The organism is Providencia sp. PROV141 (assembly GCF_028481645.1).
Taxonomy (GTDB): Bacteria; Pseudomonadota; Gammaproteobacteria; order Enterobacterales; family Enterobacteriaceae; genus Providencia; species Providencia rettgeri.
On sequence record NZ_JAMPPR010000008.1, the window covers coordinates 12,669 to 36,847 of the forward strand.

At 38.3% G+C, this 24,179-nt stretch carries 22 protein-coding genes; 16 read left to right on the plus strand and 6 right to left on the minus strand.

The window, feature by feature from the left end; all coding sequences use genetic code 11:
* Window positions 1-35 precede the first annotated feature (35 nt).
* Together PSF09_RS06430 and PSF09_RS06435 are read right to left on the minus strand one after the other, a co-directional pair.
* Window positions 36-440: an NUDIX hydrolase gene (locus tag PSF09_RS06430; RefSeq protein WP_272664982.1), complete on the minus strand. Its 405-nt coding sequence runs from the start codon at window positions 438-440 to the stop codon at window positions 36-38.
* A gap of 108 nt (window positions 441-548) precedes the next feature.
* A complete protein-coding gene (locus PSF09_RS06435; RefSeq protein ID WP_210835609.1) occupies window positions 549-872 on the minus strand; it encodes a DUF4377 domain-containing protein in 324 nt (107 codons plus the stop codon).
* Window positions 873-1,366: 494 nt separating this feature from the next.
* On the opposite strand from PSF09_RS06435, the gene aspS reads away from it, so the two are divergent.
* The 6 genes from aspS (at window position 1,367) to ruvB (ending at window position 6,925) form a co-directional block, all read left to right on the plus strand.
* On the plus strand, window positions 1,367-3,136 hold the full coding sequence (aspS, locus tag PSF09_RS06440) for an aspartate--tRNA ligase (protein WP_210835611.1): 1,770 nt from the start codon (window positions 1,367-1,369) through the stop codon (window positions 3,134-3,136).
* 5 nt (window positions 3,137-3,141) lie between these two features.
* On the plus strand, window positions 3,142-3,573 hold the full coding sequence (gene nudB / locus PSF09_RS06445; RefSeq protein ID WP_272664979.1) for a dihydroneopterin triphosphate diphosphatase: 432 nt from the start codon (window positions 3,142-3,144) through the stop codon (window positions 3,571-3,573).
* A gap of 30 nt (window positions 3,574-3,603) precedes the next feature.
* Window positions 3,604-4,347, plus strand: coding sequence for a YebC/PmpR family DNA-binding transcriptional regulator (locus tag PSF09_RS06450; protein WP_210835615.1), 744 nt, complete (start codon window positions 3,604-3,606; stop codon window positions 4,345-4,347).
* Window positions 4,348-4,616: 269 nt separating this feature from the next.
* Window positions 4,617-5,138: a crossover junction endodeoxyribonuclease RuvC gene (gene ruvC, locus PSF09_RS06455; RefSeq protein WP_102140267.1), complete on the plus strand. Its 522-nt coding sequence runs from the start codon at window positions 4,617-4,619 to the stop codon at window positions 5,136-5,138.
* Between the two features lie 142 nt (window positions 5,139-5,280).
* Window positions 5,281-5,898: a Holliday junction branch migration protein RuvA gene (gene ruvA / locus PSF09_RS06460; protein WP_210835616.1), complete on the plus strand. Its 618-nt coding sequence runs from the start codon at window positions 5,281-5,283 to the stop codon at window positions 5,896-5,898.
* 16 nt (window positions 5,899-5,914) lie between these two features.
* Window positions 5,915-6,925 carry a Holliday junction branch migration DNA helicase RuvB gene (gene ruvB, locus PSF09_RS06465; RefSeq protein ID WP_272664977.1) on the plus strand — a complete coding sequence of 337 codons (1,011 nt, stop codon included), beginning with the start codon at window positions 5,915-5,917 and terminating at the stop codon, window positions 6,923-6,925.
* A gap of 105 nt (window positions 6,926-7,030) precedes the next feature.
* Here the strand turns inward: ruvB and znuB are convergent, their stop codons facing one another.
* Together znuB and znuC are read right to left on the minus strand one after the other, a co-directional pair.
* Complete coding sequence (gene znuB / locus PSF09_RS06470; RefSeq protein WP_115167306.1) at window positions 7,031-7,816, minus strand: zinc ABC transporter permease subunit ZnuB; 786 nt, start codon at window positions 7,814-7,816, stop codon at window positions 7,031-7,033.
* Complete coding sequence (znuC, locus tag PSF09_RS06475; protein ID WP_272683639.1) at window positions 7,809-8,576, minus strand: zinc ABC transporter ATP-binding protein ZnuC; 768 nt, start codon at window positions 8,574-8,576, stop codon at window positions 7,809-7,811. Before znuC ends, znuB begins: the two co-directional genes overlap by 8 nt.
* Window positions 8,577-8,652: 76 nt before the next feature.
* Here znuC and znuA point away from each other — a divergent pair, with 76 nt between their 5' ends.
* The 9 genes from znuA (at window position 8,653) to PSF09_RS06520 (ending at window position 19,671) form a co-directional block, all read left to right on the plus strand.
* Complete coding sequence (znuA, locus tag PSF09_RS06480) at window positions 8,653-9,612, plus strand: zinc ABC transporter substrate-binding protein ZnuA (protein ID WP_210840342.1); 960 nt, start codon at window positions 8,653-8,655, stop codon at window positions 9,610-9,612.
* A 19-nt stretch (window positions 9,613-9,631) separates the two neighbouring features.
* Entirely contained in the window at window positions 9,632-10,972 is a 1,341-nt protein-coding gene (gene mepM, locus PSF09_RS06485) for a murein DD-endopeptidase MepM (protein WP_272683640.1), read from the plus strand.
* A gap of 118 nt (window positions 10,973-11,090) precedes the next feature.
* A complete protein-coding gene (gene lpxM / locus PSF09_RS06490; RefSeq protein ID WP_272664976.1) occupies window positions 11,091-12,065 on the plus strand; it encodes a lauroyl-Kdo(2)-lipid IV(A) myristoyltransferase in 975 nt (324 codons plus the stop codon).
* Between the two features lie 1,205 nt (window positions 12,066-13,270).
* The gene (locus PSF09_RS06495; RefSeq protein ID WP_272664974.1) at window positions 13,271-14,128 is read left to right on the plus strand and encodes a LysR family transcriptional regulator; all 858 of its coding nucleotides are present in this window, start codon (window positions 13,271-13,273) and stop codon (window positions 14,126-14,128) included.
* Window positions 14,129-14,317: 189 nt separating this feature from the next.
* Window positions 14,318-14,839 (plus strand): fimbrial protein, encoded by a 522-nt coding sequence (locus tag PSF09_RS06500; protein ID WP_272664973.1) that lies wholly within the window; start codon window positions 14,318-14,320, stop codon window positions 14,837-14,839.
* 57 nt (window positions 14,840-14,896) lie between these two features.
* Complete coding sequence (locus PSF09_RS06505; protein WP_272664972.1) at window positions 14,897-15,559, plus strand: fimbrial biogenesis chaperone; 663 nt, start codon at window positions 14,897-14,899, stop codon at window positions 15,557-15,559.
* 11 nt (window positions 15,560-15,570) lie between these two features.
* A complete protein-coding gene (locus tag PSF09_RS06510; protein WP_272683641.1) occupies window positions 15,571-18,057 on the plus strand; it encodes a fimbria/pilus outer membrane usher protein in 2,487 nt (828 codons plus the stop codon).
* Window positions 18,058-18,065: 8 nt separating this feature from the next.
* Window positions 18,066-19,082, plus strand: a complete 1,017-nt coding sequence (locus tag PSF09_RS06515; protein ID WP_272664969.1) for a fimbrial protein — start codon at window positions 18,066-18,068, stop codon at window positions 19,080-19,082.
* Window positions 19,083-19,242: 160 nt separating this feature from the next.
* Complete coding sequence (locus PSF09_RS06520) at window positions 19,243-19,671, plus strand: DUF7832 domain-containing protein (RefSeq protein ID WP_272664968.1); 429 nt, start codon at window positions 19,243-19,245, stop codon at window positions 19,669-19,671.
* 52 nt (window positions 19,672-19,723) lie between these two features.
* Here PSF09_RS06520 and pyk read toward each other — a convergent pair whose 3' ends face one another.
* Both pyk and PSF09_RS06530 read right to left on the minus strand, forming a co-directional pair.
* Window positions 19,724-21,166, minus strand: coding sequence for a pyruvate kinase (gene pyk, locus PSF09_RS06525; RefSeq protein ID WP_109913282.1), 1,443 nt, complete (start codon window positions 21,164-21,166; stop codon window positions 19,724-19,726).
* Between the two features lie 200 nt (window positions 21,167-21,366).
* Complete coding sequence (locus PSF09_RS06530) at window positions 21,367-22,212, minus strand: MurR/RpiR family transcriptional regulator (protein ID WP_210839284.1); 846 nt, start codon at window positions 22,210-22,212, stop codon at window positions 21,367-21,369.
* Window positions 22,213-22,684: 472 nt separating this feature from the next.
* On the opposite strand from PSF09_RS06530, the gene zwf reads away from it, so the two are divergent.
* Window positions 22,685-24,160, plus strand: a complete 1,476-nt coding sequence (gene zwf / locus PSF09_RS06535) for a glucose-6-phosphate dehydrogenase (protein WP_004910705.1) — start codon at window positions 22,685-22,687, stop codon at window positions 24,158-24,160.
* The last annotated feature ends 19 nt before the right edge of the window (window positions 24,161-24,179 follow it).

Genomic DNA, 24,179 nt, shown 5'->3' on the forward strand with positions numbered 1-24,179 from the left:
GAAATCACAACTTTTTTTTGGGTAATCCTAACGCGCTATTTGATCAAACCTTCTTTCTTTAAGCGAGTTAAAATAGTCACCGCCGTGGTTGAGCAGCGTGGTAAATCGTCAATACTAAACCAATCTAGTTCAGCAATCTCAGCGGCAGGGTGTGGCTCACCTTGATAGTCTGCAAAGTAACAACGAATGCGGACTTGCGTTCCATCTGTTTTTCCATCAGCAGGGCCAATAAACTCACCATAAAACCGGATAGAAGCGACATCTAGCTCAAGTTTTAATTCTTCGGTAATCTCACGGCAGAGTGCTTGTTCATCAGTCTCACCTTGCTCACGTTTTCCGCCGGGGATGTAAAACAAACTTTTATTATGGGAACGTACCATCGCAATTTTGTGATCTGATAAGGTAATTAACCCCAGTTTATCAATGATTTTAGCACTCATAATATGGTCACTCTGTTATTTAACGATGATAAGAGAATTATTGCTGTAAGTGAGTCATTAAGTAAAATGATAAAATTACTTAATGACTTAAATTATATTGTTTAAAAATTATTTTTTCTCAACGATTTTTACCAATTCATAACGAATACTTGGCGCATCAGCGGGTGGGTTTGGTACATCAAATTGCTTCACTTGCAAGGTATAAGAGAAGCCTGGTTGGTATTCGAAGCCTTGAATTGAACTATAAAAAAGTTGCCAGTCATCACTTGGGTTTTCTTTCACTTTCATGCACTTCATTGGGGCAACTCCCATACAATCAGCAAGTGAAGAATCAATGTAAAAAGTTTTTGTATTATCAGTCTCTGCGGGTTTCATGTTTTGGCATCCAGCGAGTAGTACGAACATGGAAGTGGCAAGTAAAAATTTTTTCATGGGCAATCCTTAAACTGCAGATGGTGATTAATTCAGCGTTGTATCTGTATGTTGTGATTATAGCAAACTGAAAAAGGTAACGATTCTGAAATAGAAAGATTTATAATTAAAGAGGTATTTATTAATCAATAGTTGAATTGGAAAACATTAAGTGATGTTACTTTGCTCAAAAAGACATCGAACTAATAAAATAAACCTCTGCTGCAATATGTACATGGTGCGGATAGTCCCTTAAAATCGATAGGATCATCGTGATAGACGTCTATCTCGCCATTCAATTTTATTATTGTTGATTAGCACGACAATAATTGATGAAAATATGATTAAAAACAAAATGGTTTACGTGTTATGTAGAATACGTAACTATTTGTCTAACAGAATTTCCTGTATAATGTCTGCCTTTTTGACATTCTGAATTTTCAGCTCAATGTTCAGCAAAATGCCAAATTTCCGCAGCAAGCAAATGCACAACAAGCTGAGTAAAAGGATATTGTATGCGTACTAATTATTGTGGGCAGTTAAACATCGCTCACGAAGGCCAAAAGGTCACTCTTAGTGGATGGGTAAACCGCCGCCGCGATCTAGGTGGTTTGATTTTTATCGATATGCGTGACCGTGAAGGTATCGTGCAAGTTTTCTTCGATCCCGATCGTAAAGACATATTTGAAAAAGCGTCAGAGCTGCGTAATGAGTTCTGTATCCAAATCACAGGGACAGTACGCGCACGTCCAGATAGCCAAAAAAATAAAGATATGGCAACGGGCGAAATTGAAGTATTTGCTGAAGAACTGAATGTTTTCAATAAGTCAGAGCCGCTGCCATTAGATAGCAACCAAACGAATACAGAAGAGCGTCGTTTAAAATATCGTTATTTAGATTTACGCCGCCCTGAGATGTCTGAGCGTCTGCGCACGCGCGCCAAAATCACCAGTTTTGTTCGTAATTTTATGGATAACGAAGGGTTCTTGGACGTTGAGACGCCAATGCTAACCAAAGCAACACCGGAAGGTGCTCGTGACTACTTAGTACCAAGCCGTGTTCATAAAGGTAAATTCTACGCATTACCGCAATCACCACAATTGTTTAAACAATTACTGATGATGTCTGGTATTGACCGTTATTACCAAATCGTAAAATGCTTCCGTGATGAAGATTTACGTGCAGACCGCCAACCTGAATTTACCCAAATCGATGTTGAAACCTCATTCATGACCGCAGAGCAAGTGCGTGAAATTATGGAACGTATGATCCGTAATTTATGGTTAGAGGTAAAAGGGGTTGATTTAGGTAACTTCCCAATCATGACCTTTGCAGAAGCTATGCGTCGTTATGGTTCAGATAAACCAGACCTACGTAACCCAATGGAGTTAGTGGATGTTGCGGATATCGTAAAAGATGTTGAATTTGCGGTGTTCTCAGGCCCAGCGAACGACCCGAAAGGCCGTGTTGCGGCTCTGAAAGTCCCAGGTGGCGCTGCTATGACGCGTAAGCAAATCGACGAATATGGTCAATTTGTTGGTATTTATGGTGCGAAAGGTTTGGCTTGGATGAAAGTCAACGAACGCGCTCAAGGCCTTGAAGGTATTCAAAGCCCTGTCGCAAAATTCTTGAGCGAAGACGTGATTAACCAATTACTAGACCGCACAGGAGCAGTTGATGGCGATATCTTGTTATTCGGTGCGGGGGCAAAAAATGTCGTAACCGATTCAATGGGTGCGTTACGTTTGAAAGTCGGCCGTGATTTTGAGTTAACCAATTTAAATAGCTGGCAGCCACTGTGGGTGATTGATTTCCCAATGTTTGAAGATAATGGTGAGGGCGGGTTAACTGCGATGCACCATCCATTTACTTCCCCTAAAGATTTTTCACCTGAAGAATTGGCAAGTAAACCTGAAGAAGCCGTTGCTAATGCGTATGATATGGTTATCAATGGTTACGAAGTTGGCGGTGGTTCAGTACGTATTCACCGCAATGAAATGCAACAAACGGTATTTAGTATTTTAGGCATTAATGAAGAAGACCAACGCGAAAAATTTGGCTTCTTATTAGATGCATTGAAATATGGTACGCCACCACATGCAGGTTTAGCATTTGGTCTTGACCGTTTAGTGATGCTGTTAACAGGAACCGATAATATTCGTGATGTCATTGCTTTCCCGAAAACAACAGCGGCAGCGTGTTTAATGACGAATGCTCCAAGCCATGCGAACCCTGATGCATTGACGGAGCTCGCTATCGCCGTGGTTGCGAAAGACGAAGAGTAAGCTCAATGAAAAAATATAAGCGCCCGGAATCGGTATTAGTCATTATAGTGGCTCAAAGTAGTGGACGGGTGCTTATGTTACGACGTAAAGACGACCCAGACTTCTGGCAATCAGTGACTGGAAGTTTGGAGCCTGATGAAACGCCGTATGAAACGGCATGTCGTGAAATTAAAGAAGAAACAGGTTTTGAGGTTGAACAAAACCAGCTGCAAGATTTATCGCACAGTATCATCTTTGAAATTTTCCCGCATTTCAGGCATCGTTATGCACCTGATGTGAGCCATTGCAAAGAGCATTGGTTTAAATTGGTGCTAAGCGAAGAACAAATACCATTACTGACGGAACACAGTGAATATCATTGGTTAGCCCCTGAGGAAGCGGCTAAGTTAACGAAATCATGGAGTAACGGTCAGGCTATTTTAGAATTTGCTAATTAATTATTGTATTGACGTTTTTGGAGATATTTCATGGCAGGTCATAGTAAATGGGCCAATACCAAACACCGTAAAGCAGCCCAAGATTCTAAGCGCGGTAAGATTTTCACAAAAATTATTCGTGAGCTGGTCACCGCCGCACGTTTAGGTGGTGGTGATACCGGTACTAACCCACGTTTACGTGCCGCAGTGGATAAAGCATTATCAAATAACATGACTCGTGACACCTTAAACCGTGCAATTGCACGCGGTGTGGGTAATGATGAAAATGATAATATGGAAACCATCATTTATGAAGGTTATGGTCCTGGTGGCACAGCCGTGATGGTTGAGTGCTTAAGTGACAACCGTAACCGTACCGTATCTGAAGTACGCCATGCATTCACTAAAACTGGCGGTAACTTAGGAACAGATGGTTCAGTATCCTATTTATTCACCAAACGTGGTGTTATTACTTATGCACCGGGTGTCGATGAAGATGCATTGATGGAAGCAGCACTTGAAGCCGGTGCTGATGATGTTGAGACTTATGACGATGGTGCTATTGATGTTTACACCACGTTTGAAACGTTTGGTACGGTAAAAGATGCATTAGACGCAGCTGGCTTTACCAGTGAGGCGGCTGAAGTTTCGATGATCCCATCGATTACCGCAGAGCTTGATGCAGAAACCGCACCAAAATTAATGCGTCTTATCGATATGTTAGAGGATTCAGACGACGTTCAAGAAGTTTATCACAACGGTGATATTTCTGACGAAGTCGCTGCCACACTGTAAATAGTGAGGCACTAAATGACAGCATAGTCATTTAGCATAATCCGCGTAGAGAAAGCGGGCTGGCGCAGCCTGTTTTCTCTAACGCCTTCTACTCTTTCCTTTCCCTTATCCGCTATACTTTATTTTATATCAATGAGCTAACTCGCTTTTAGTTTTTATCAGTGATTCAAATAGCTATTTAGTTGAAATTGATAGTATTATGAAATGGATAGTATTATGAAGCTTATTAGAACAACTTGATCAATATAAAGAGGTATAGATAAATTTATATGGCGATTATTTTAGGTATTGACCCCGGTTCTCGTGTTACGGGATACGGTGTTATTCGCCAGCAAGGCCGGCAACTACTGTATTTAGGTAGTGGGTGTATTCGTACACAAGTTGATGATTTACCAAGTCGTCTGCAACGAATTTACGCGGGTGTCTCGGAAATTATCACACAATATCAACCGGATGTATTATCCATTGAACAAGTATTTATGGCGAAGAATGCGGATTCAGCATTAAAACTTGGGCAAGCTCGAGGCGCAGCTATTGTTGCTGCTGCAAACATGAATATACCCGTATTTGAATATGCAGCTCGTCAGGTCAAACAAACGGTTGTAGGTACGGGGGCCGCAGAAAAAAGCCAAGTACAGCATATGGTTAAATCAATTCTAAAATTGTCAGCGAGCCCACAGTCTGACGCAGCAGATGCTTTGGCAATTGCGATTACACATTGCCATTTCAATCAAAATCTTTTAAAAGTTGGCGATCCACGGTTAGTTTTAACTCGTGGACGTTTAAGATAGAGAGTTTATCTTAAACAGAATTGCTTATTAATAAATAGCGTGTGGCTGGATATGCATCCAGCATTTTTTGTGGTATAAACAACAGTATTGATGATAATAAACCAACCTGCTCAAGGTTTAGTTAGTAATAGAGGGCTTCAATGTGATAGGTCGTTTACGTGGTATTGTTTTAGAAAAGCAACCTCCAATCGTATTATTAGAACTACAAGGTGTCGGTTATGAAGTCCATATGCCAATGACTTGTTTCTATGAATTGCCCGAAATTGGTCAAGAAGCGATTGTTTTTACTCACTTTGTTGTTCGTGAAGATGCCCAGTTACTATATGGTTTTAACGATAAGCAAGAAAGGGCGTTATTTAAAGAGCTGATCAAAGTAAATGGTGTTGGCCCCAAATTAGCTCTTGCGATTTTATCCGGTATGTCTGCTCAACAATTTGTTTCCGCGATTGAACAAGAAGCGATTGCATCATTGGTTAAATTACCTGGAATTGGCAAGAAAACCGCAGAACGCTTAGTGGTCGAAATGAAAGACCGATTTAAAGGACTCAATGGGGATTTATTTAATCCAAACAGCGACATTAATCTGCCAAATGTAAACAGTAAAGTTCCCAATATGGCAGATATTGAAGCAGAAGCTGCCGCTGCATTGATTGCTTTAGGGTATAAACCACAAGAAGCAAGCCGAATGGTAAGTAAAGTTGCAAAACCGGATAGCGATTCTGAAACATTGATCCGTGATGCCCTTCGTGCCGCACTTTGATTGAGAGAATTTTAATATGATTGAAGCTGATCGCCTAATAACTGCTGAAGTATTACAGTCAGATGAAGAAGCTATTGACCGTGCGATCAGGCCAAAGCTATTGAATGAGTACATTGGTCAGCCTCAGGTTAAAGACCAAATGGAAATATTTATTCAAGCAGCGAAAATGCGAGGCGATGCGCTTGACCATCTGCTCATCTTTGGTCCTCCAGGGTTAGGAAAAACCACTCTAGCAGGGATTGTTGCAAATGAACTCGGTGTTAATCTGCGTACCACTTCAGGGCCCGTATTAGAAAAAGCAGGCGATTTAGCTGCCATGCTAACTAATTTAGAGCCCCATGATGTCCTATTTATTGATGAAATCCATCGATTATCTCCAGTTGTTGAGGAAATACTTTATCCTGCAATGGAAGATTACCAACTCGATATCATGATAGGTGAAGGGCCTGCGGCGCGCTCGATTAAAATTGATCTTCCGCCTTTCACATTAATTGGCGCAACGACTCGTGCAGGGTCGCTCACATCACCATTACGTGATCGCTTTGGTATTGTGCAACGCCTAGAATTTTATCAAGTTGATGATTTACAACATATTGTCAAGCGTAGTGCCCAATATATGGGGTTAGATATCACCGAAGAAGGGGCGCTACAAGTTGCGATGCGTTCAAGGGGAACTCCACGTATCACCAACCGTTTGTTACGTCGTGTACGGGATTTTGCTCAAGTGAAAGGTGATGGTTCGATTAATGGGCTAATTGCTAACCAAGCTTTGGACATGCTAAATGTCGATGCTGCAGGTTTTGATTATTTAGATAGAAAGCTTCTAGTTGCTATCATTGATAAATTTATGGGTGGTCCTGTTGGTGTTGATAACCTCGCCGCAGCCATTGGAGAGGAGCGCGAAACTATAGAGGATGTTTTAGAGCCTTATCTTATCCAGCAAGGTTTTATTCAGCGTACCCCTCGAGGTCGAATGGCGACGGTTCATGCATATAACCACTTTGGTTTAACGCCTAAAGAAATTTAATTATATTAAATGAATAAATATGGCCCCAACATTGTTTTCAATGTTGGGGCCATTTGCATTAAAAATAGTATGTAATAACTGAAATTATGTATCTTAAAGCTTAAATTAATTTTTCGCTTTTATTGCTAAGCTAAGTACAAATAGAATAGCCGATACCAACACAACTGACGGCCCAGCTGGGGTATCGTAGAAAGCAGAGAGAGTGAGCCCCCCGGTTACAGCAATCATACCAATTAAGACAGCGATGAAGGCCATTTGCTCAGGTGTTCGAGCAAAACGCCGAGCCGTTGCTGCTGGTATAATCAATAAAGATGTAATAATTAATGCCCCGACAAACTTCATTGCGATACCAATTGTTAGTGCGGTAACTAACATCAGTAATAAGCGCAGTCGTTGAATATTAATCCCATCAACAAAAGCAAGTTCAGGGCTAACCGTTATCGACAAAAGTGCCCGCCAACGATAAAAAAGCAACCCGCAAACGACAATAACGCCAATAAAAATCGTTATAATGTCTTCATAGCTTACTGAGAGTAAGTCACCAAATAAGTAAGCCATTAGGTCAACGCGAACATTAGCCATTAAGCTAACAACGACTAAACCTAAAGACAGCGAACTGTGTGCCATAATTCCCAGTAAAGTATCAACGGCAAGTTGTGGGCGCTTTTCTAGCCAAACTAAAATTAAGGCTAGTAGCAAGGTTACAGCAATAACGGCATAGAATGGGTTGATATTTAATAGAAGCCCAAATGCAACTCCTAATAATGAAGCATGAGCTAGCGTATCGCCAAAATAGGACATTCGGCGCCACACTACAAAAGAGCCTAGAGGACCTGCCGCAATGGCAAGTAGCATGCCTGCTATCCAGCCAGGTAATAGTAACTCAATCATGTTTGCAGTCCTTGCTGTGTTGGTGACCAACAATAATATTACCTTCTAAATCATGTTGATGATTATGTTGATGGCGGTATACACCAAGTTGTTGAGCACCGCGATAACCAAACATTGCGACAAATTCTGGGTGGTTTGAAACAACATCGGGCGCACCAGAACAGCAAATATGGCCGTTAATGCAAAGTACTTTATCTGTTTTTGCCATCACGAGATGCAAGTCATGGGAAACCATTAATACAGCGCAGTTAAGCTCAGTTCTTAATTGGTTGATTAAGTCATATAGTGCAACTTGGCCTGTAATATCAACGCCTTGAGCTGGTTCATCAAGTATGAGGAGATCCGGTTTATTGAGTAGGGCACGAGCCAGTAAAACACGTTGTGTTTCACCGCCTGATAACTTTTGCATCGGTTGTTCAAGTAAATGCGTTGCTTTGACTCTTTCGAGTGCAGGTAATAAATGCTCTTTACGAACACCAAGTTTTAATAACATAAAACGTTTAACAGTGAGGGGTAGCGTCGTATCCAAATGAAGTTTTTGTGGAACATAGCCAATAGCGAGAGAAGAAGGACGCGTAATAGTACCTGATGTAGGGGCAAGTAGCCCGAGTACAACACGTACAATTGTTGATTTTCCAGCTCCATTCGGGCCTAAAAGGGTTACGATATCACCTTTATTCAGTTCAAAGGTAACATCATTGAGAACCTGTTTTTCGCCAAATGAAACAGAAATCTTATTTAAAGTCAGTAATGGTTGCATGTGAAAAACATCTTGCAGAATTCATGTTGTGTTATATTATAACATTTCAAAATCAAAATCACGGAAAAAGACTGCTATGATACATAAATCGAAAAACATTGCCTGCAAATTTCTTTTTGGGGCGGTGGCGAGCTCCGTATTAAGTGCAACAATGGTATCAGCTGCGAATGCTGATGTTGTGGCTTCAATTCGCCCACTGGCCTTTATTGCCGCGGGAATTGCTGATGGTGTCACTGAGACACAAGTTTTATTACCAGACGGTGCTTCGCCCCATGATTATGCACTTAAACCTTCTGATTTGAAAAAAATTAAACAGGCTGATTTATTCGTATGGGTTGGTCCTGATATGGAAATGTTTTTACAGAAGCCAATCAATACATTACCGCAGAATAAACGCCTAGCATTGGCTGAACAGAAAAATATTAAGCCACTTCTTATGGCAGAGTCCCATGAAGATGAACACGACCATGAACATGGAGATGAAGCTAATCATGACAAGGATCACGAACATCATCACCACGGTGAGTATAATATGCACATCTGGTTGTCTCCAGAAATTGCAAATTTTGCTGCGCAAGACATTTATGAACGTTTAGTAGAGCTTTATCCTGATCAAAAAGATAAGCTAGACGTAAACCTTCGTAAATTCAAAGAAAATATGACGCAAAATGATCAGAAAATTGCTAGTATTTTGCAGCCAGCTAAAAACAAGGGTTATTTTGTTTTTCACGACGCTTATGGCTACTTTGAAAAACACTATCAATTAGCTCCATTGGGGCACTTTACGATAAACCCAGAAATACAACCTGGCGCGCAGAAATTACATCAAATACGAACACAATTGGTTGAGCATAAAGCGCAATGTGTTTTTGCTGAGCCGCAATTCAGGCCTGCTGTGATTGAAAGTGTAGCACGTAATACGGGGGTGAAAATGGGAACTCTCGACCCACTAGGAATTGGGCTGGCAATAGGGCCGGATAGCTACATGCAGTTTTTGACTCAATTATCAGAGCAATATGCCAGCTGCCTGGATTAAAAATAGAAGGAATTGTTTAGTGCAGCAAATGGCCAAAAGTCTGGCTCAGGTATACGGTAGCCTGTCTAGAACACACAAAATTGTATTAAGTACGCTCACTGTAGCGACTATGGCCGTCGCAATTTGGCGGCCAGTTCATGTACCAACAACTGCTGAATATGATGGTACACCGGATACCATCATTCCGCTCTCATTATTACCTGCAAGTGATGCTACCGACGATATAATTCAAGACAGTAGTGAGCAGCTACCCGATGAAGGCCTCGCTGATACCGAAGCAGAAGCCGTAGAGACGGGGGGCGTGGCTGCGCCTCTCGTCCATGAATATGTGGTTGCAAGTGGTGATAACTTAACGACTATTTTAACTCAATTCGGTATTGAAGCTGGTGATGTTGCAACACTATCTAATCAACATAAATCACTGAGAAATCTGAAGATAGGCCAGTCATTAAATTGGTCGTTAAGTGATCAGGGTGAGTTAGAGTCATTAACATGGGAAGTTTCTCGCCGTGAGACCCGCGTATTTACCCGTGTTGGGACGACAAACAAATTTGAAGAAGCTAAGCAGATTCGCGAAGGTGAATGGACTAACAGTGTTTTAAAAGGTACGGTTGACGGTACATTTGCACAAAGCACAAATAAAGCGGGCTTAACACGCAATGAAGGCCGTGAGGTAATTAAAGCCTTACAATGGCAGGTTGATTTCAAAAAATTGAAAAAAGGCGATAAGTTCAGTGTATTAATGAGCAGGGAAATGCTTAATGGTCGCAGTGAACAGAGCCAACTTATTGGTGTTCACCTACAAACGAATGGGAAAAGCTATTATGCTTTTCGTGCTGAAGATGGGCGCTATTATGACAGCGAAGGAAACGGGTTAGAACGTGGTTTCTTACGTTTTCCAACTGCTAAGCAGTTTAGAGTCTCTTCACAATTCAACCCTCGACGAGTTAACCCAGTTACTGGGCGCGTAGCACCGCATAAAGGTGTGGATTTCGCAATGCCTGTTGGCACACCCGTACTTGCTGTTGGTGATGGCGAAGTGATTGTTTCAAAATACAGCGGCGCTGCAGGTAACTTTATTGCAATCCGTCATGGTCGCCAATATACAACTCGTTACATGCACTTACGTCAATTATTAGTTAAGCCAGGCCAGAAAGTTAAGCGTGGTGATCGCATTGCGTTATCGGGCAATACTGGGCGTTCGACTGGTCCTCATCTACATTTTGAAATGTGGGTAAATCAACAAGCGGTAAATCCACTCACCGCAAAATTACCGAGTTCTGGTGGTTTAACAGGAAAAGAGCGTAAAGAATATTTAGCGCTAGTGAAAGAAACGAAACCACAACTCAAGCTACAGTAATTTAAGTTTCTATTTTTATCGCTGGCAGGTACTTGTATCTGCCAGTTTTCTTTGTAATGCTCCCGTAAACTATTATTATAAGCTATAGAAAGATGGCTATTATTCACTTGAGTACAGCATGAATAAAGATCAAGACACTGATAATAAAAAAGGCTATGTGCCAACTTTTCACCGTTCTTACCTGTTACCTAAGTATTGGGGGGTGTGGCTAGGAGCTGGTGTTTTAGCGGGGTTGGCTTTCATTCCGGTTAAGATCCGTGACCCTTTACTTGCTAAAATAGGAAAATGGGTTGGGCGACTTGCTAAAAGTGGCCGTCGTCGTGCCAAAATTAACTTACTCTATTGTTTTCCGGAATTGACAGAACATCAACGAGAAGAGTTAGTTGACCGCATGTTTGAAACCGCACCACAGTCCTTTGTTATGTTGGCAGAGTTATGTCTTCGTGGTGCGAGTAAAACGCTAGCTAGGACACATTGGCATAATCAAGAAATTTTAGAGCGCTTAAAACAGCAGCAAAGTAATGTTATCTTTATGGTTCCTCATGGCTGGGCTGTTGATGCGCCAGCCATGCTATTAGCAGCAAAAGGCCAGAAAATGGCTGCAATGTTTCATCACCAAAAGAACCCTGTTGCCGATTATTTATGGAATAAAGCAAGATACCACTTCGGTGGGCGCTTGCATTCAAGAGAGGCGGGGATTAAGCCTTTTATCGCTTCTGTTAGGCAAGGTTATTGGGGCTTTTATCTTCCTGACCAAGATCATGGTGAAGAGCATAGTGAATTTGTTGATTTTTTTGGCACATATAAGGCGACATTACCTGCTATTGGTAGGCTAATGAAAGTTTGCAAGGCGAAAGTTGTACCGCTATTTCCCGTTTATGATCATAAAACGCACCAATTGCATATTTATATCCGCGAACCAATGGATGATATCGATGGGAAGGATGATAAGTACATCGCACGAAGAATGAATGAGGAACTGGAATATTTGGTTTCTCCGAATTTAGAACAATACACATGGATATTAAAGCTATTAAAAACGCGAAAAGAGGGGGAGATAGAGCCTTATCAGCGTAAAGATCTCTACCGTTAGTGTTTAGTTTTACAGAATAGTGTTTAAGCCATTACTTTTTAAGTAATGGCTTTTTTTATTTAAAAGTGTGTATTTATAGAAATATACGCTTGATGACGGGGGATTTTAAAAAACGGTACACGATTATTCATAACAAAAATTTAGGATAGTACATTAGTAATTTATAGATGTTTCATTCATTTTTTGAGCTGTATCTAATTTTTGTAAAGTCTTGATAAAAATGAGAAGAACAAAATTCAAATTAACTTATTGATTTACATGTTAATTATAAATTTTGCATTAGATGTTCATAACTTACATGACAGAAAGTTAAGTACAATATAAGGAAGATATGCTTAATAAACATGATAAAAGAGCAAAAAAACTTATGTATTCGTTTAATTAACAATAATTAAGTTGAGGTATGCTAAAATGTTTTGGACGGTAGAGTTTAATCTTAAGCTCGGAGGTCAATTTGATACATGAGTAAGGAAATGAGAACAATTTGATAATTTTTTTTTTAGAAAAAGTGGTGGTCGCTATCCTAAGCATTAATTATAGAATGAACGAGGGTTCATATTATTACTTACCTAACATCTGATAAACTAGAACTGATAAATATCAAACCGTATCGTTTTAAGTAATTATTAGCAGTAATTAGTCTGCGTTACATCAATCATGAAATTAAGTCTTAGTATATATACTAAATTGACTTTATTTCAATATCTGTATTGTGATATTCCTTTTTATTTATCCAATGTAAAGCCAACTATGCAGTAGATAATATTATAAAGTCATCGTTAAATGACTAGCTAATTATGGTTATTATTTGTATGCATTATAAAAATTATTTTTGTTTAATATTTATGAGGTTGTTAATTTTTTATTTAATAATAATAATTTATTTTTATTTGAAATTAAATATGCTAGGGGTGATTTTTTTATTTACATTCTTACTTTGTTGTTTTTTTTAAATTTAAACTTAAATTATTTATTGATTATTTCTATTCATGATGTAGTAAGTGTAAAAACTATATTTTAAATATAAAATTAATCTTTATATTAAAAATCATTCCTTACATACTAAAAAAAAGAACTTAAATAATTTTAAACATATGGGTAAATACTAAGCATTATGTATAATCACTTATTAACGATTATAAAATATATTGCTATATTTTAATTATATAATAAAAATGACTCCCAGATTAATACTTGGAGACTCTATGGAAAAAACTCGAACAACGTTAGATCAATGGATAACTCTACAGGCAGTAGTTGACTACGGTGGTTTTGCTCAAGCAGCTGAAATTTTGCATAGGACACAGTCATCAATTAGCTACACCATTAGTAAATTAGAGCAAACATTGGAAATTGAAATATTTTCTTTAGAAAAACGCCGTGCAGTATTAACTAAACAAGGAGAGCAGCTATTAGCGCTATCGAGAGAGGTAACAAATAAAGCAATTTCATTAGAAGAGGTTGCTAAATCATTAAATTATGAAGGAAATAATAAAATTAATATTGTTATTGATTCACTATATCAAAGTGATGAAATACTGAAAAAAATTGGGAATTTAAGTCGCTCCAAAAAGGATTATGATATTGATTTAAAAAGCATTTTATTAAAAAAAACAGATGTTTTCGGAGTTAAAAATTATGATTTATTAATTACTCACCATTACGTTGAGTCGTTAAACCCTATATTCCTCGAGCAAGTTGAGGCGGTGTTTGTAACCAATCCAAATCATAAGCTTCAACATTGCCATGCTGATAATAAATTGAAATTAATGGAAAAAACAACATTGATTGCTTTGGAATCTACAGAGATGGATGGGATAAAAAACATCCAAACTATTCATGTTCCTAATGTGGATTTAGCAATTCAATTAGCTGAGAATTCGATTGGATATTTATGGTTACCAAAAAATTTAGTCCAGAAGGAATTGAATAATAATTCATTAAAAGAGCTGAAAACAGCAAATAACAAATCCTTCTATAATTTCTACATGTATATGAATAAAAATTCAATGGCTAATGAAATTTTAAGATACTACCTAATTGATAATGAAAAAAATAAATGAATGAGTCAATTAATGAATAATCAAAATCAAACATAAATATTTTAGATGTCATTTTAAAAAATTCAATGTATCCATTAGTTAACTTAACTAAAGGTAAATGGTATATTTCTTTCGCACACCTAATATGAGTAATTGATTTATTCATATAGTAGTAATTAATAATTAAAAATTTATATTATAGGAACTATTATGAGTATTCTAAAAAAATCCCTAGCAGTAATAGGGGTTGCTTTAGCTGTAACATCTGCGCCAACTGTTTTTGCTTCAGGTACAATTAATTTTACCGGGGAAATAACTGACATAGCTTGTACAGTTGATAGCAACTCAAAAAACTTAAATGTTGACCTTGGAAAGGTATCAGCTAAAAGTTTATCTTCACAGGGTGAAGTGGCAGGATTGAAAGACTTCACGATTAAACTTGTTGATTGTCCAGCAAACTCAAAAGTTACTGTACGCTTTGGTGGTACACGTGATACTGCAGACCGGGATATTCTTGCCATTAACCAAGGTGCAGGTGTTGCAAATAATGTCGGTATTGCTTTATTTGAAAAAGACGCAACAACACAAATCAAATTATTTGATGATTCAAAACAAATTGAATTCGATGGTGCAACAGTAGATTTAGATTACGTAGCTCGTTATAAAGCAACTGGCGTAGCAACTGCAGGCCCTGCTAATAGCAGCGCAGTGTATAGTATTCAATATCATTAATTAATTGGAGGGTGACAATAGTTGCCCTCTTTTTCACATCAATATCATGGCTGTTTTATGAAAAAAATATTTTTTTCAATCTGTATATATTTATTTTCTATTTCTAACATCTCTCATGCGTCAGGTATTAGTGTAGGTGGAACGCGTTTTGTCTATGAAGAAAACAAACGTGAAATTGACATCCCGATTTTTAATAGTGATAAAGAAAAACCATTTTTAATTCAAAGTTGGGTTTCTCCATTTAATGGTGAGGGTAAAGCACCATTTATTGCTACACCACCATTGTTCCGTATTGAACCAGATACAAATGGTTCAGCGAGGATCTCATACATAGGTGAACCTATAGGTTCAAATGAAGAAAAAATTTATTTGCTTAATATTAAATCAATACCTCCGAAAGATAATAGTATTGAAAATGAGTTACAAATAATTATAAATTCACAATTTAAATTATTTTTAAGGTCGAAGGATATTGAACCCTTTGATTTTGAAAAGGTTAATTTAGTTGAAAAACCAGATGGAATTATGATTGATAACCAAACACCATATCATTTATCAATCAAAAATATCCTCATCAATGGCGTGGTCATTGATGGTGCTAGCTTAATATACCCATTTAAAAATGACTACATCCTTAAGAAAAAAACAAATAATGGCGATTCAATAGTTATTCAGTTTATTAATGACTATGGCGCTATCATAGAGAAAAAAACCAAGTAAGAGTATCTAAGATGTCAGTTCTCTATACCAAAAATAGGCTTATGTATTCTAAAATTTTTACTACGATCAGCTTAATATTGTATGCCAATAATACAATTGCTGAAGATATATTTGATATTAATGCCATCAACACAGGGATTGAAAGTCAAGTTGCCGATGTGAATAGCTTGGGCTATTTGTCTTCCGCAGGTGGGCAATTGCCAGGTGATTATTTTGTTGATATTTATATTAATGATCAACTGGTAGATAATAAGAATATTACATTTTTATTTGATGATAAAACTAAGAGGTTACTCCCTGAAATAACAAAAAAAATGCTACTAGAGTGGGGAGTGAAAAACACAGCAAGCGAAAAATTCTCAGTAATTGAAAATGATGAATACTTGAAAGATATTGCTCAAATTATTCCTAGCGCTAATTATCAATACAAATTCGAAATCCAACAATTACAAATAAGTATTCCTCAAATTGGATTAGAAAATACTAGCCGAGGTTACGTTGAACCAAAAGAATGGGATGATGGAATTAATGCGGCATTTGTTAATTACACTGCAAGATTTAATAAGCATTGGTACCAAAATAGAGACAACAGAGATAACACATTCTTAGGTTTAAGAAGTGGTATTAATATAAATGCTTGGCGTTTACGTAGCTATAGCACATATAGTAATACAACAAATGAAACAAATTGGAATAATTTACAAACCTATATAGAACGAGATATCAGAAGTTTAAAAAGCCGATTAACGATTGGTGAAACATCCTCTGATAATGGTGTGATGGAAAGCAATCCTTATCGTGGAATAAGGTTAGCTTCCGATGAAAGTATGTTGCCCCAAAGTGAAAGGGGTTTTGCACCGACAGTGACAGGAATTGCACAATCAAATGCGATTGTTACTATCAGGCAAAATGGTAATGTGATTTATCAAACAACTGTACCACCTGGTGAGTTTTCAATTAATGATCTATATCCAACTTCATACAGTGGTGACCTTGAGGTCTCCATTGAAGAAGCTAATGGAACCATCCGATCTTTTATTCAGCCGTTTTCAGCAGTCCCCATGATGCAAAGAGCAGATGCATTAAAATATAGTGTGGATATTGGTAAATATAATGTTGATAGTGCACGACGTAAACCAAATTTTGCGCAAGTATCAGCAATTTATGGGTTACCATATAACTTATCCGCTTATGGAGGTTTTTTAGTTTCCCAAGACTATCAAGCTTACACAGTAGGTACTGGAATAAATTTAGGTAATATTGGTGCGATATCGGCAGATATTACACAAGCATCAACACAATTGATTGATAAAAAGAAGGCAGAAGGCCAATCGTACCGAATTCAGTATTCAAAATATATTCCAGATACAGGCACTTCTTTTTCTTTAGCATCATATCGCTATTCAACAAAGAATTATTATGACTTCTCTGATTCGAATAATTACTTTTATAACATCGGTCGGAAAAAACAACAGTTTCAAGCATCAGTATCCCAATCACTTAACGGAATAGGTTATTTATCAGTGAATGGTTACCAGCAATATTACTGGGATAAAAGTGGTTCAGATAAAAATTTAACAATGAGTTTTAGTTCTAATTATAATTCGATGAATTACAGTGTTGCTTATTCTTATACAAAGCAAGATTATTTAAATACCAATGACCAGATGCTGTCATTAAATTTAAGTATTCCTTTTGATTTAGGGCGGAGAAATAATTGGATCAATTATAGCTATAATACCAGTAAAAATGGCGACTCTATTAGCTCATTGAGTTTTAATGGTACGCAATTAGAAGATAATAATTTGCAGTATGACCTTACGCAAAGATATAACCACAGCCATGATGAATATAGTAGTTCCGTTAGTGCAAACTATATCGTTTCATCAGGGGAATACAGTGCAGGTTATAATTATGACCCTAAATATCATTCTGTCGATCTCGGTGCAACAGGAGCGTTATTACTGCATTCTGGAGGGTTAACGACATCACGTACTATTCATGATTCTGCAGTGCTGGTAAAAGCTGAAGATATTGATAATTTAAAAGTGAATAATGCGCAGTCGCTCTATACTAATTCTTCAGGATTTGCCGTAATCCCTACGGTTACACGCTATGAACGAAATAAAATTAGTGTCGATACTGCAACATTAAGTGGTAATAATGATGTTGCTATTAATACAACAACCGTCGTTCCTACTCAAGGAGCTATTGTATTAGCTAATTTTCAAGCAAAACGCGGTGCTAGAGTATTACTAAAACTGCAGTATGCAGGCAAACCCATTGCATTTGGCACACAAGTTTCTGTTATAGAAAATGAAGAGCAAGTGACAGGGGGGATTGTTGCAAATGATGGGGAAGTTTATTTAAGCGGTGTTCCAGCGCAAAGTACCGTCATTGTAAAATGGGGTAATAGTCATAATCAACAATGTACAGTTCCACTTTCATTATCGTTAGAAAATGAAAAAATTCAGTTTATAGAACGAACTTGTGAATAGGAGTCGTCATGAATAACTTAGGATTAAAAATCGGCATTCCATTACTTTTATATTCACAATTTGGTGTTGCAGAATTTAGGGCTGAATTTACTAACCAACTTGTTAATTCGAATAAAACACTTTATGTCTCACGCACATTACCAGTAGGTACTTTTATTGGCTCGGTTGATTTAGGAACCCATTCCCCTTGGGTGTGGTGGAATGTAACTGGTAATACAGAAGTGGGCATATATTTACCAAGCGGATCTGGGAATTCAAGGTACATTTCTGGTGTAGGTTATGTGAGAGAAGTGAATAGTTCAGGTGTTGGTTATGCTTTGCATGGAACAGTAATGAGCCCTTGCTCTGGTTCTGCATATGTTGATGGAGTAAATACGAAAGATGGAAATATTAGTAATAGGTTAATTTGTGGTTCTAATGCATCATCAGCAACATACACTGTAAAGTTAAGAGCAGATTTTTATAAAGTTGGTAATAATGTTAAAAGCCAAACGTTGCCAGCCACTAATGCTGCGATGTTAATTTTATTCCATAATGGCTTTATTACGTCAGATTTATATGGAAGAGTCGAACCCAAAGTGGCTATGGGACCAATTAATGTTATTTCGAGTGGTTGTGAAGTTAAAAATAAGTCAATAGATGTGCCGTTCGGTAAAGTCAGCAAATCGTCGTTTACAGGTGTTGGTTCAACGAGCCCCGAGAGCAAGAAAAATTTTCAAATTCAATTAGACTGTGACCCTATATCACCGATAAAAATTACGTTTATTGGATCCCAAGATGCAAGTCAAACACCAGGGACAATCGCACTCAATAATTTAGCCGATGAAAATACAGCGAAGGGCTATGCAATCCAAGTAAAATATAAAGGAGCACCAATTAAGCTTAATCAGCTAATGCCTATCGTTGAACAAAATAATGTAGGGCAATATAACATTCCATTGGAAGCTGCTTATATCCAAACTCAATCTACAACAACTGCCGGGAAAGCAAACGGTACGTTACAATTTAATCTACAATATCACTAAATTCTATTTGCTCTGTACATAACATGCAGAGCTTTACTATCTAGCTTTACTATCTAGCATTACTTCTTGTTTAACCATCATTTTGCACTTTATCTTAATTCATCACTAACCTGAAGTAAGTTATAGTTAGCTTTTATTGATGAATAGATTGAGGACGACTATGGCATTTGATCGTATGGATTGGCATTACGGTGGTGATTATCCATCAGACTTACCAAATGAGAATGGAGGCACCCATATTGGCTTTTATTTAACATGGATTATTCATAATAATTTAGTAGGAGAATTTCATACTGAAGAATCAGAGGAAGAACTCGCATTAGTTAAAGCCCGAAAACTGGATGGCCGTGAATTTTTGATGACAATGTGTGATGAAAAATTTATAGATGAAGATTTGAGTGATGAAGGTAATGCTTTTACTCAGTTTTACTATGCAGCGGAAGAGAAGGGCTATTTTGAAGATTACGAACGTGTCCTGAAAGGTGATTTACCAACAACTTACCATATAGAAAATTCATGGGAAAATTATGATAAAATTGCCCCTGTAATTAGCGAAGCATATACCAAATGGAAACAAGCTCAAGGTTAGATAGAGCACCAATATAAAAGAAAGCCCCCACCCATAGGCGAGGGCTAAAAGATTATTCGACTTCTAGAATACGACAAGTATTCGTGCTACCTACGGTGCCCATTAAGTCGCCCTGAGTGACAAGAACCACGTCACCACTCATTAAATAGCCGTTATCACGTAAACGCGTCACTGCTTCATTAGCAGCCGCAATACCATCTGTGTGGGTGCTACAGAAAACAGGGGTAACACCACGGTATAGAGAACATTGGTTGAGCGTTTTTTCATGACGAGACATTGCAAAAATAGGTAAGCCAGAACTGATACGAGACATCATACGAGCAGTACGACCAGATTCAGTCATTGCAATGATAGCTTTAACCCCTTTAAGGTGGTTAGCAGCATACATTGTTGACATAGCAATTGCTTCTTCTGGGCTGCTAAATTCTGCATCTAAACGGTGTTTAGATACATTCAGGCCAGGCATTTTTTCTGCACCAAAGCAAACTTGTGCCATTGCAGCTACCGTTTCTGCAGGGTACTGACCTGCGGCTGTTTCAGCGGAAAGCATAACGGCATCGGTACCATCCAACACCGCATTTGCAACGTCCATGACTTCGGCTCGTGTTGGCATTGGGTTAGTGATCATCGATTCCATCATTTGTGTTGCAGTGATAACAACGCGATTTAATTGACGTGAACGACGGATTAATTTTTTCTGAACAGCAACTAACTCAGGATCGCCAATTTCTACACCGAGGTCACCACGAGCAACCATGACGACATCAGAAGCGAGAATAACCTCATCCATAACTTCATCATTGGCAACGGCTTCAGCACGCTCGACTTTAGCAACAATTTGACATTCACAACCCGCATCACGAGCCAATCGGCGCGCATAATCTAAATCTTCACCAGAGCGAGGGAATGAAACGGCTAAATAGTCGACATTAATTTTGGCTGCGGTTTTTATATCTTCTTTGTCTTTGTCTGTTAATGCTTCAGCAGAAAGACCACCACCGAGTTTATTAATACCTTTATTGTTAGATAATTGGCCACCAACAGTAACTTCTGTAAAGACTTGTAATCCTTGGACTTCTCGGACTTTTAATTGAACACGCCCATCATCAAGAAGTAAAATATCGCCTGGAACGACATCGGCAGGTAAGCCTTTATAGTCGATACCCACTTTTTCTTGGCAACCTTCACCTTTACCTAAATTGGCATCAAGAATGAATTTATCACCAATATTGAGGAAAACTTTACCATCTTTAAACGTAGAAACACGAATTTTAGGGCCTTGTAAATCACCGAGGATCGCAACGTGACGTCCTAAACGAGCGGCAATCTCACGTACTTTATTAGCACGTAATAGATGGTCTTCTGGAGTTCCGTGGGAGAAGTTAAGGCGAACAACGTTGGCGCCAGCATTGATAATTTTTTCAAGATTATTATCGCGATCAGTAGCTGGACCAAGAGTTGTAACAATTTTAGTTCTTCTAAGCCGTCTAGACATGTATTACTCCGTTGACCTGTAATGGTGTTGATAAAAGAGTGAAACCATTTCACTCCATTTCGAAACCTGTTTACTGCAAATAGGGATGCTGACACGAGCACAGCTATTATATACAGCCAATTTCTTAATGCTATCAGGTCTGTAAAACTATTAAAGCCTGAAAAGCAAAGAAAAGCGTTTATCTTGTCAATTTATTGCCTTTAGATGCTATCAAACCGCGAATCCCGTAATGCTTCTTTGACGCGCTTCAAGTTATCTCTAAATTTTTCACCTCTTCTTAACGTAAAACCCGTTGTTAATACGTCAATTACTGCGAGCTGAGCCATTCTTGATACCATCGGCATATAGATATCTGTATCTTCAGGCACATCAATAATGATAGATAGGGAAGCGGCTTGGGATAGCGGAGAGTTTTCTGAGGTAATTGCTATGACGGTGGCATCGTTTTCCCGTGCTAAACGTGCCATGTCAACTAATGCCTTAGTTCTTCCCGTATGGGAAATGAGCACAATAACGTCCCCCTCAGCACTATTGATACAGCTCATACGTTGCATGACAATATCATCGAAGTATATGACAGGAATATTAAAGCGGAAAAATTTATTCATTGCGTCGTGGGCGACAGCAGCAGAGGCACCAAAGCCAAAAAAACTGATTTTTCGTGCTTGGGTTAATAAATCAACAGCACGGTTAATTGCACTAATATCGAGTGTATGTTTCACATTATCTAATCCGGCCATAGCCGATTCAAAAATTTTGTGAGTATAGGTATTTACTGTGTCAGTTTCTTCTATATGGCGATTGATGTAAGGGGTGCCATTGGCTAAGTTTTGCGCTAATCGTAGTTTAAAATCAGGGAATCCTTTCGTGCCCATTTTCCGACAAAAGCGGTTTACTGTTGGTTCGCTAACATCTGCTAATTGCGCTAGTGTGGCGATACTGAGATGAATGGCATTTTGTGGCATACCTAAAATAACGTCAGCCACCTTTTTTTCTGATTTACTTAAAAAATCGAGACTTGTTTTCATTTGTTCTAAAATATTCATATAGCAAAAGCGCCTATTTCATCGAAAGGAGAAATTTGTGAGTCATCACGTTATCCTATTGTTGATTTTTAATTTCTTGTCGTGATGCTGTAATAGAGAGTGAAAATATACTATGTATGATATGTAAGCTATCTGAATGCAGGTGATAATTAGCAGCTTTTTGTGAAACTTTGACCCGTATCTAATTTTCAGATTAGTAAACATCCTACATATTTTGTTATTTTTTTACGCAAGCTGTCTCCATTCAGTTAAATCGCATCTTTTTAATACACTAAAAATTATTCAGTGTGTAACATAAGAGTAAACAGGGAATATGTTGTTTTTTTCATCATAAAAACTGTGATCGGTATCATGAACATTTACTGGGCACTAGCAACAGGGTACATTAGCGGAATTAGGGCTAATTTTAACAAAATTACAATAAGGCCTATCCTAGTTAGGTCTTACATTCCGCAAATTGAGGAGAACCAATATGGCGGTACATAATGCTGCTCAAGCTTGTGACTTAATTATTTTTGGCACCAAGGGAGACCTCGCTCGTCGTAAGCTGCTGCCATCGCTTTATCAATTAGAGAAAGCGGGTTACATTCATCCAGACACGCGTATTATTGGCGTCGGTCGGGCTGAATGGAGTCAAGATGATTATGTCCACTTTGTCAAAGAAGCGTTAGATAAGTTCTTAAAAGAAGATCTCGATTCAGCATTGTGGGAAAAACTGAGCTCTCGCTTGGATTTTTGTAACTTAGACGTTAACCAGACTGAAAGTTTTGTGCGTTTAGCTGAAATGTTAAAACAAGATGCACAACCGGCTATCCATTACTTTGCCATGCCACCGAGTACCTTTGGTGCAATGTGCCAAGGGCTGGGTCATGCTAAATTAAATAAAAAGCCAAATCGTGTTGTCATGGAAAAACCACTGGGAACGGATTTAGCGTCGTCACAAGAAATTAATAATGAAGTGGCCAAGTATTTTGATGAAAGCCAAGTTTATCGTATTGACCACTATCTTGGTAAAGAAACCGTTTTAAACTTACTCGCATTACGTTTTGCAAACTCGTTATTTATCAATAACTGGGACAACCGCACTATCGATCATGTCCAGATCACGGTTGCAGAAGAAGTGGGAATCGAAGGTCGTTGGGGCTATTTCGATCAAGCTGGCCAAATGCGTGATATGGTGCAAAACCACTTATTGCAAATCTTAACGATGATTGCGATGTCACCACCGGCAGATTTAACCACAGACCGTATTCGTGATGAAAAAGTGAAAGTCTTACGTTCTTTACGTCGCATTGACCATACTAATGTGCGTGAAAAGGCAGTACGTGGGCAATATACCTCTGGTTTTGTTCAAGGCAAAAAAGTCCCAGGATATTTAGAGGAAGAAGGGGCGAACAAGCAAAGTATGACTGAGTCATTCGTTGCTTTGCGTGTTGATATTGATGACTGGCGTTGGGCGGGTGTGCCTTTCTATTTACGTACGGGGAAACGTCTACCGGCTAAATGTTCAGAAGTTGTGGTTTATTTTAAAAAGCCCGCGTTGAATATTTTCTCGGAAAGTTATCAAGATCTGCCTCAGAATAAACTAACCATTCGTTTGCAGCCAGACGAAGGGATTGATATTGAAATTATGAATAAGGCACCAGGCCTTGATCATAAACACCGTTTACAAACCACTAAATTGGATTTAAGTTTCTCCGAAACTTTCAACCAAACTCACCTTGCAGACGCTTATGAACGTTTATTGCTTGAAGCAATGCGTGGCATTCAAGCACTGTTTGTTCGTCGTGATGAAGTAGAAGAAGCATGGAAATTTGTTGACTCTATTATAGATGCATGGGCAATGGACAATGAAGCGCCTAAGCCATACCAAGCAGGGACTTGGGGGCCGATTGCATCTGTAGCAATGATTGCTCGTGATGGTCGTTCGTGGAATGAGTTTGAATAAAATTATCAATACTTGAAAT

What these genes read in the sequence shown, in the direction of transcription:
- PSF09_RS06430 (WP_272664982.1), bottom strand. Translation starts at nt 440, where the DNA reads ATGAGTGCTAAAATCATTGATAAACTGGGGTTAATTACCTTATCAGAT.
- PSF09_RS06435 (WP_210835609.1), bottom strand. Translation starts at nt 872, where the DNA reads ATGAAAAAATTTTTACTTGCCACTTCCATGTTCGTACTACTCGCTGGA.
- aspS (WP_210835611.1), top strand. Translation starts at nt 1,367, where the DNA reads ATGCGTACTAATTATTGTGGGCAGTTAAACATCGCTCACGAAGGCCAA.
- nudB (WP_272664979.1), top strand. Translation starts at nt 3,142, where the DNA reads ATGAAAAAATATAAGCGCCCGGAATCGGTATTAGTCATTATAGTGGCT.
- PSF09_RS06450 (WP_210835615.1), top strand. Translation starts at nt 3,604, where the DNA reads ATGGCAGGTCATAGTAAATGGGCCAATACCAAACACCGTAAAGCAGCC.
- ruvC (WP_102140267.1), top strand. Translation starts at nt 4,617, where the DNA reads ATGGCGATTATTTTAGGTATTGACCCCGGTTCTCGTGTTACGGGATAC.
- ruvB (WP_272664977.1), top strand. Translation starts at nt 5,915, where the DNA reads ATGATTGAAGCTGATCGCCTAATAACTGCTGAAGTATTACAGTCAGAT.
- znuB (WP_115167306.1), bottom strand. Translation starts at nt 7,816, where the DNA reads ATGATTGAGTTACTATTACCTGGCTGGATAGCAGGCATGCTACTTGCC.
- znuC (WP_272683639.1), bottom strand. Translation starts at nt 8,576, where the DNA reads ATGCAACCATTACTGACTTTAAATAAGATTTCTGTTTCATTTGGCGAA.
- znuA (WP_210840342.1), top strand. Translation starts at nt 8,653, where the DNA reads ATGATACATAAATCGAAAAACATTGCCTGCAAATTTCTTTTTGGGGCG.
- lpxM (WP_272664976.1), top strand. Translation starts at nt 11,091, where the DNA reads ATGAATAAAGATCAAGACACTGATAATAAAAAAGGCTATGTGCCAACT.
- PSF09_RS06495 (WP_272664974.1), top strand. Translation starts at nt 13,271, where the DNA reads ATGGAAAAAACTCGAACAACGTTAGATCAATGGATAACTCTACAGGCA.
- PSF09_RS06500 (WP_272664973.1), top strand. Translation starts at nt 14,318, where the DNA reads ATGAGTATTCTAAAAAAATCCCTAGCAGTAATAGGGGTTGCTTTAGCT.
- PSF09_RS06505 (WP_272664972.1), top strand. Translation starts at nt 14,897, where the DNA reads ATGAAAAAAATATTTTTTTCAATCTGTATATATTTATTTTCTATTTCT.
- PSF09_RS06510 (WP_272683641.1), top strand. Translation starts at nt 15,571, where the DNA reads ATGTCAGTTCTCTATACCAAAAATAGGCTTATGTATTCTAAAATTTTT.
- PSF09_RS06515 (WP_272664969.1), top strand. Translation starts at nt 18,066, where the DNA reads ATGAATAACTTAGGATTAAAAATCGGCATTCCATTACTTTTATATTCA.
- PSF09_RS06520 (WP_272664968.1), top strand. Translation starts at nt 19,243, where the DNA reads ATGGCATTTGATCGTATGGATTGGCATTACGGTGGTGATTATCCATCA.
- pyk (WP_109913282.1), bottom strand. Translation starts at nt 21,166, where the DNA reads ATGTCTAGACGGCTTAGAAGAACTAAAATTGTTACAACTCTTGGTCCA.
- PSF09_RS06530 (WP_210839284.1), bottom strand. Translation starts at nt 22,212, where the DNA reads ATGAATATTTTAGAACAAATGAAAACAAGTCTCGATTTTTTAAGTAAA.
- zwf (WP_004910705.1), top strand. Translation starts at nt 22,685, where the DNA reads ATGGCGGTACATAATGCTGCTCAAGCTTGTGACTTAATTATTTTTGGC.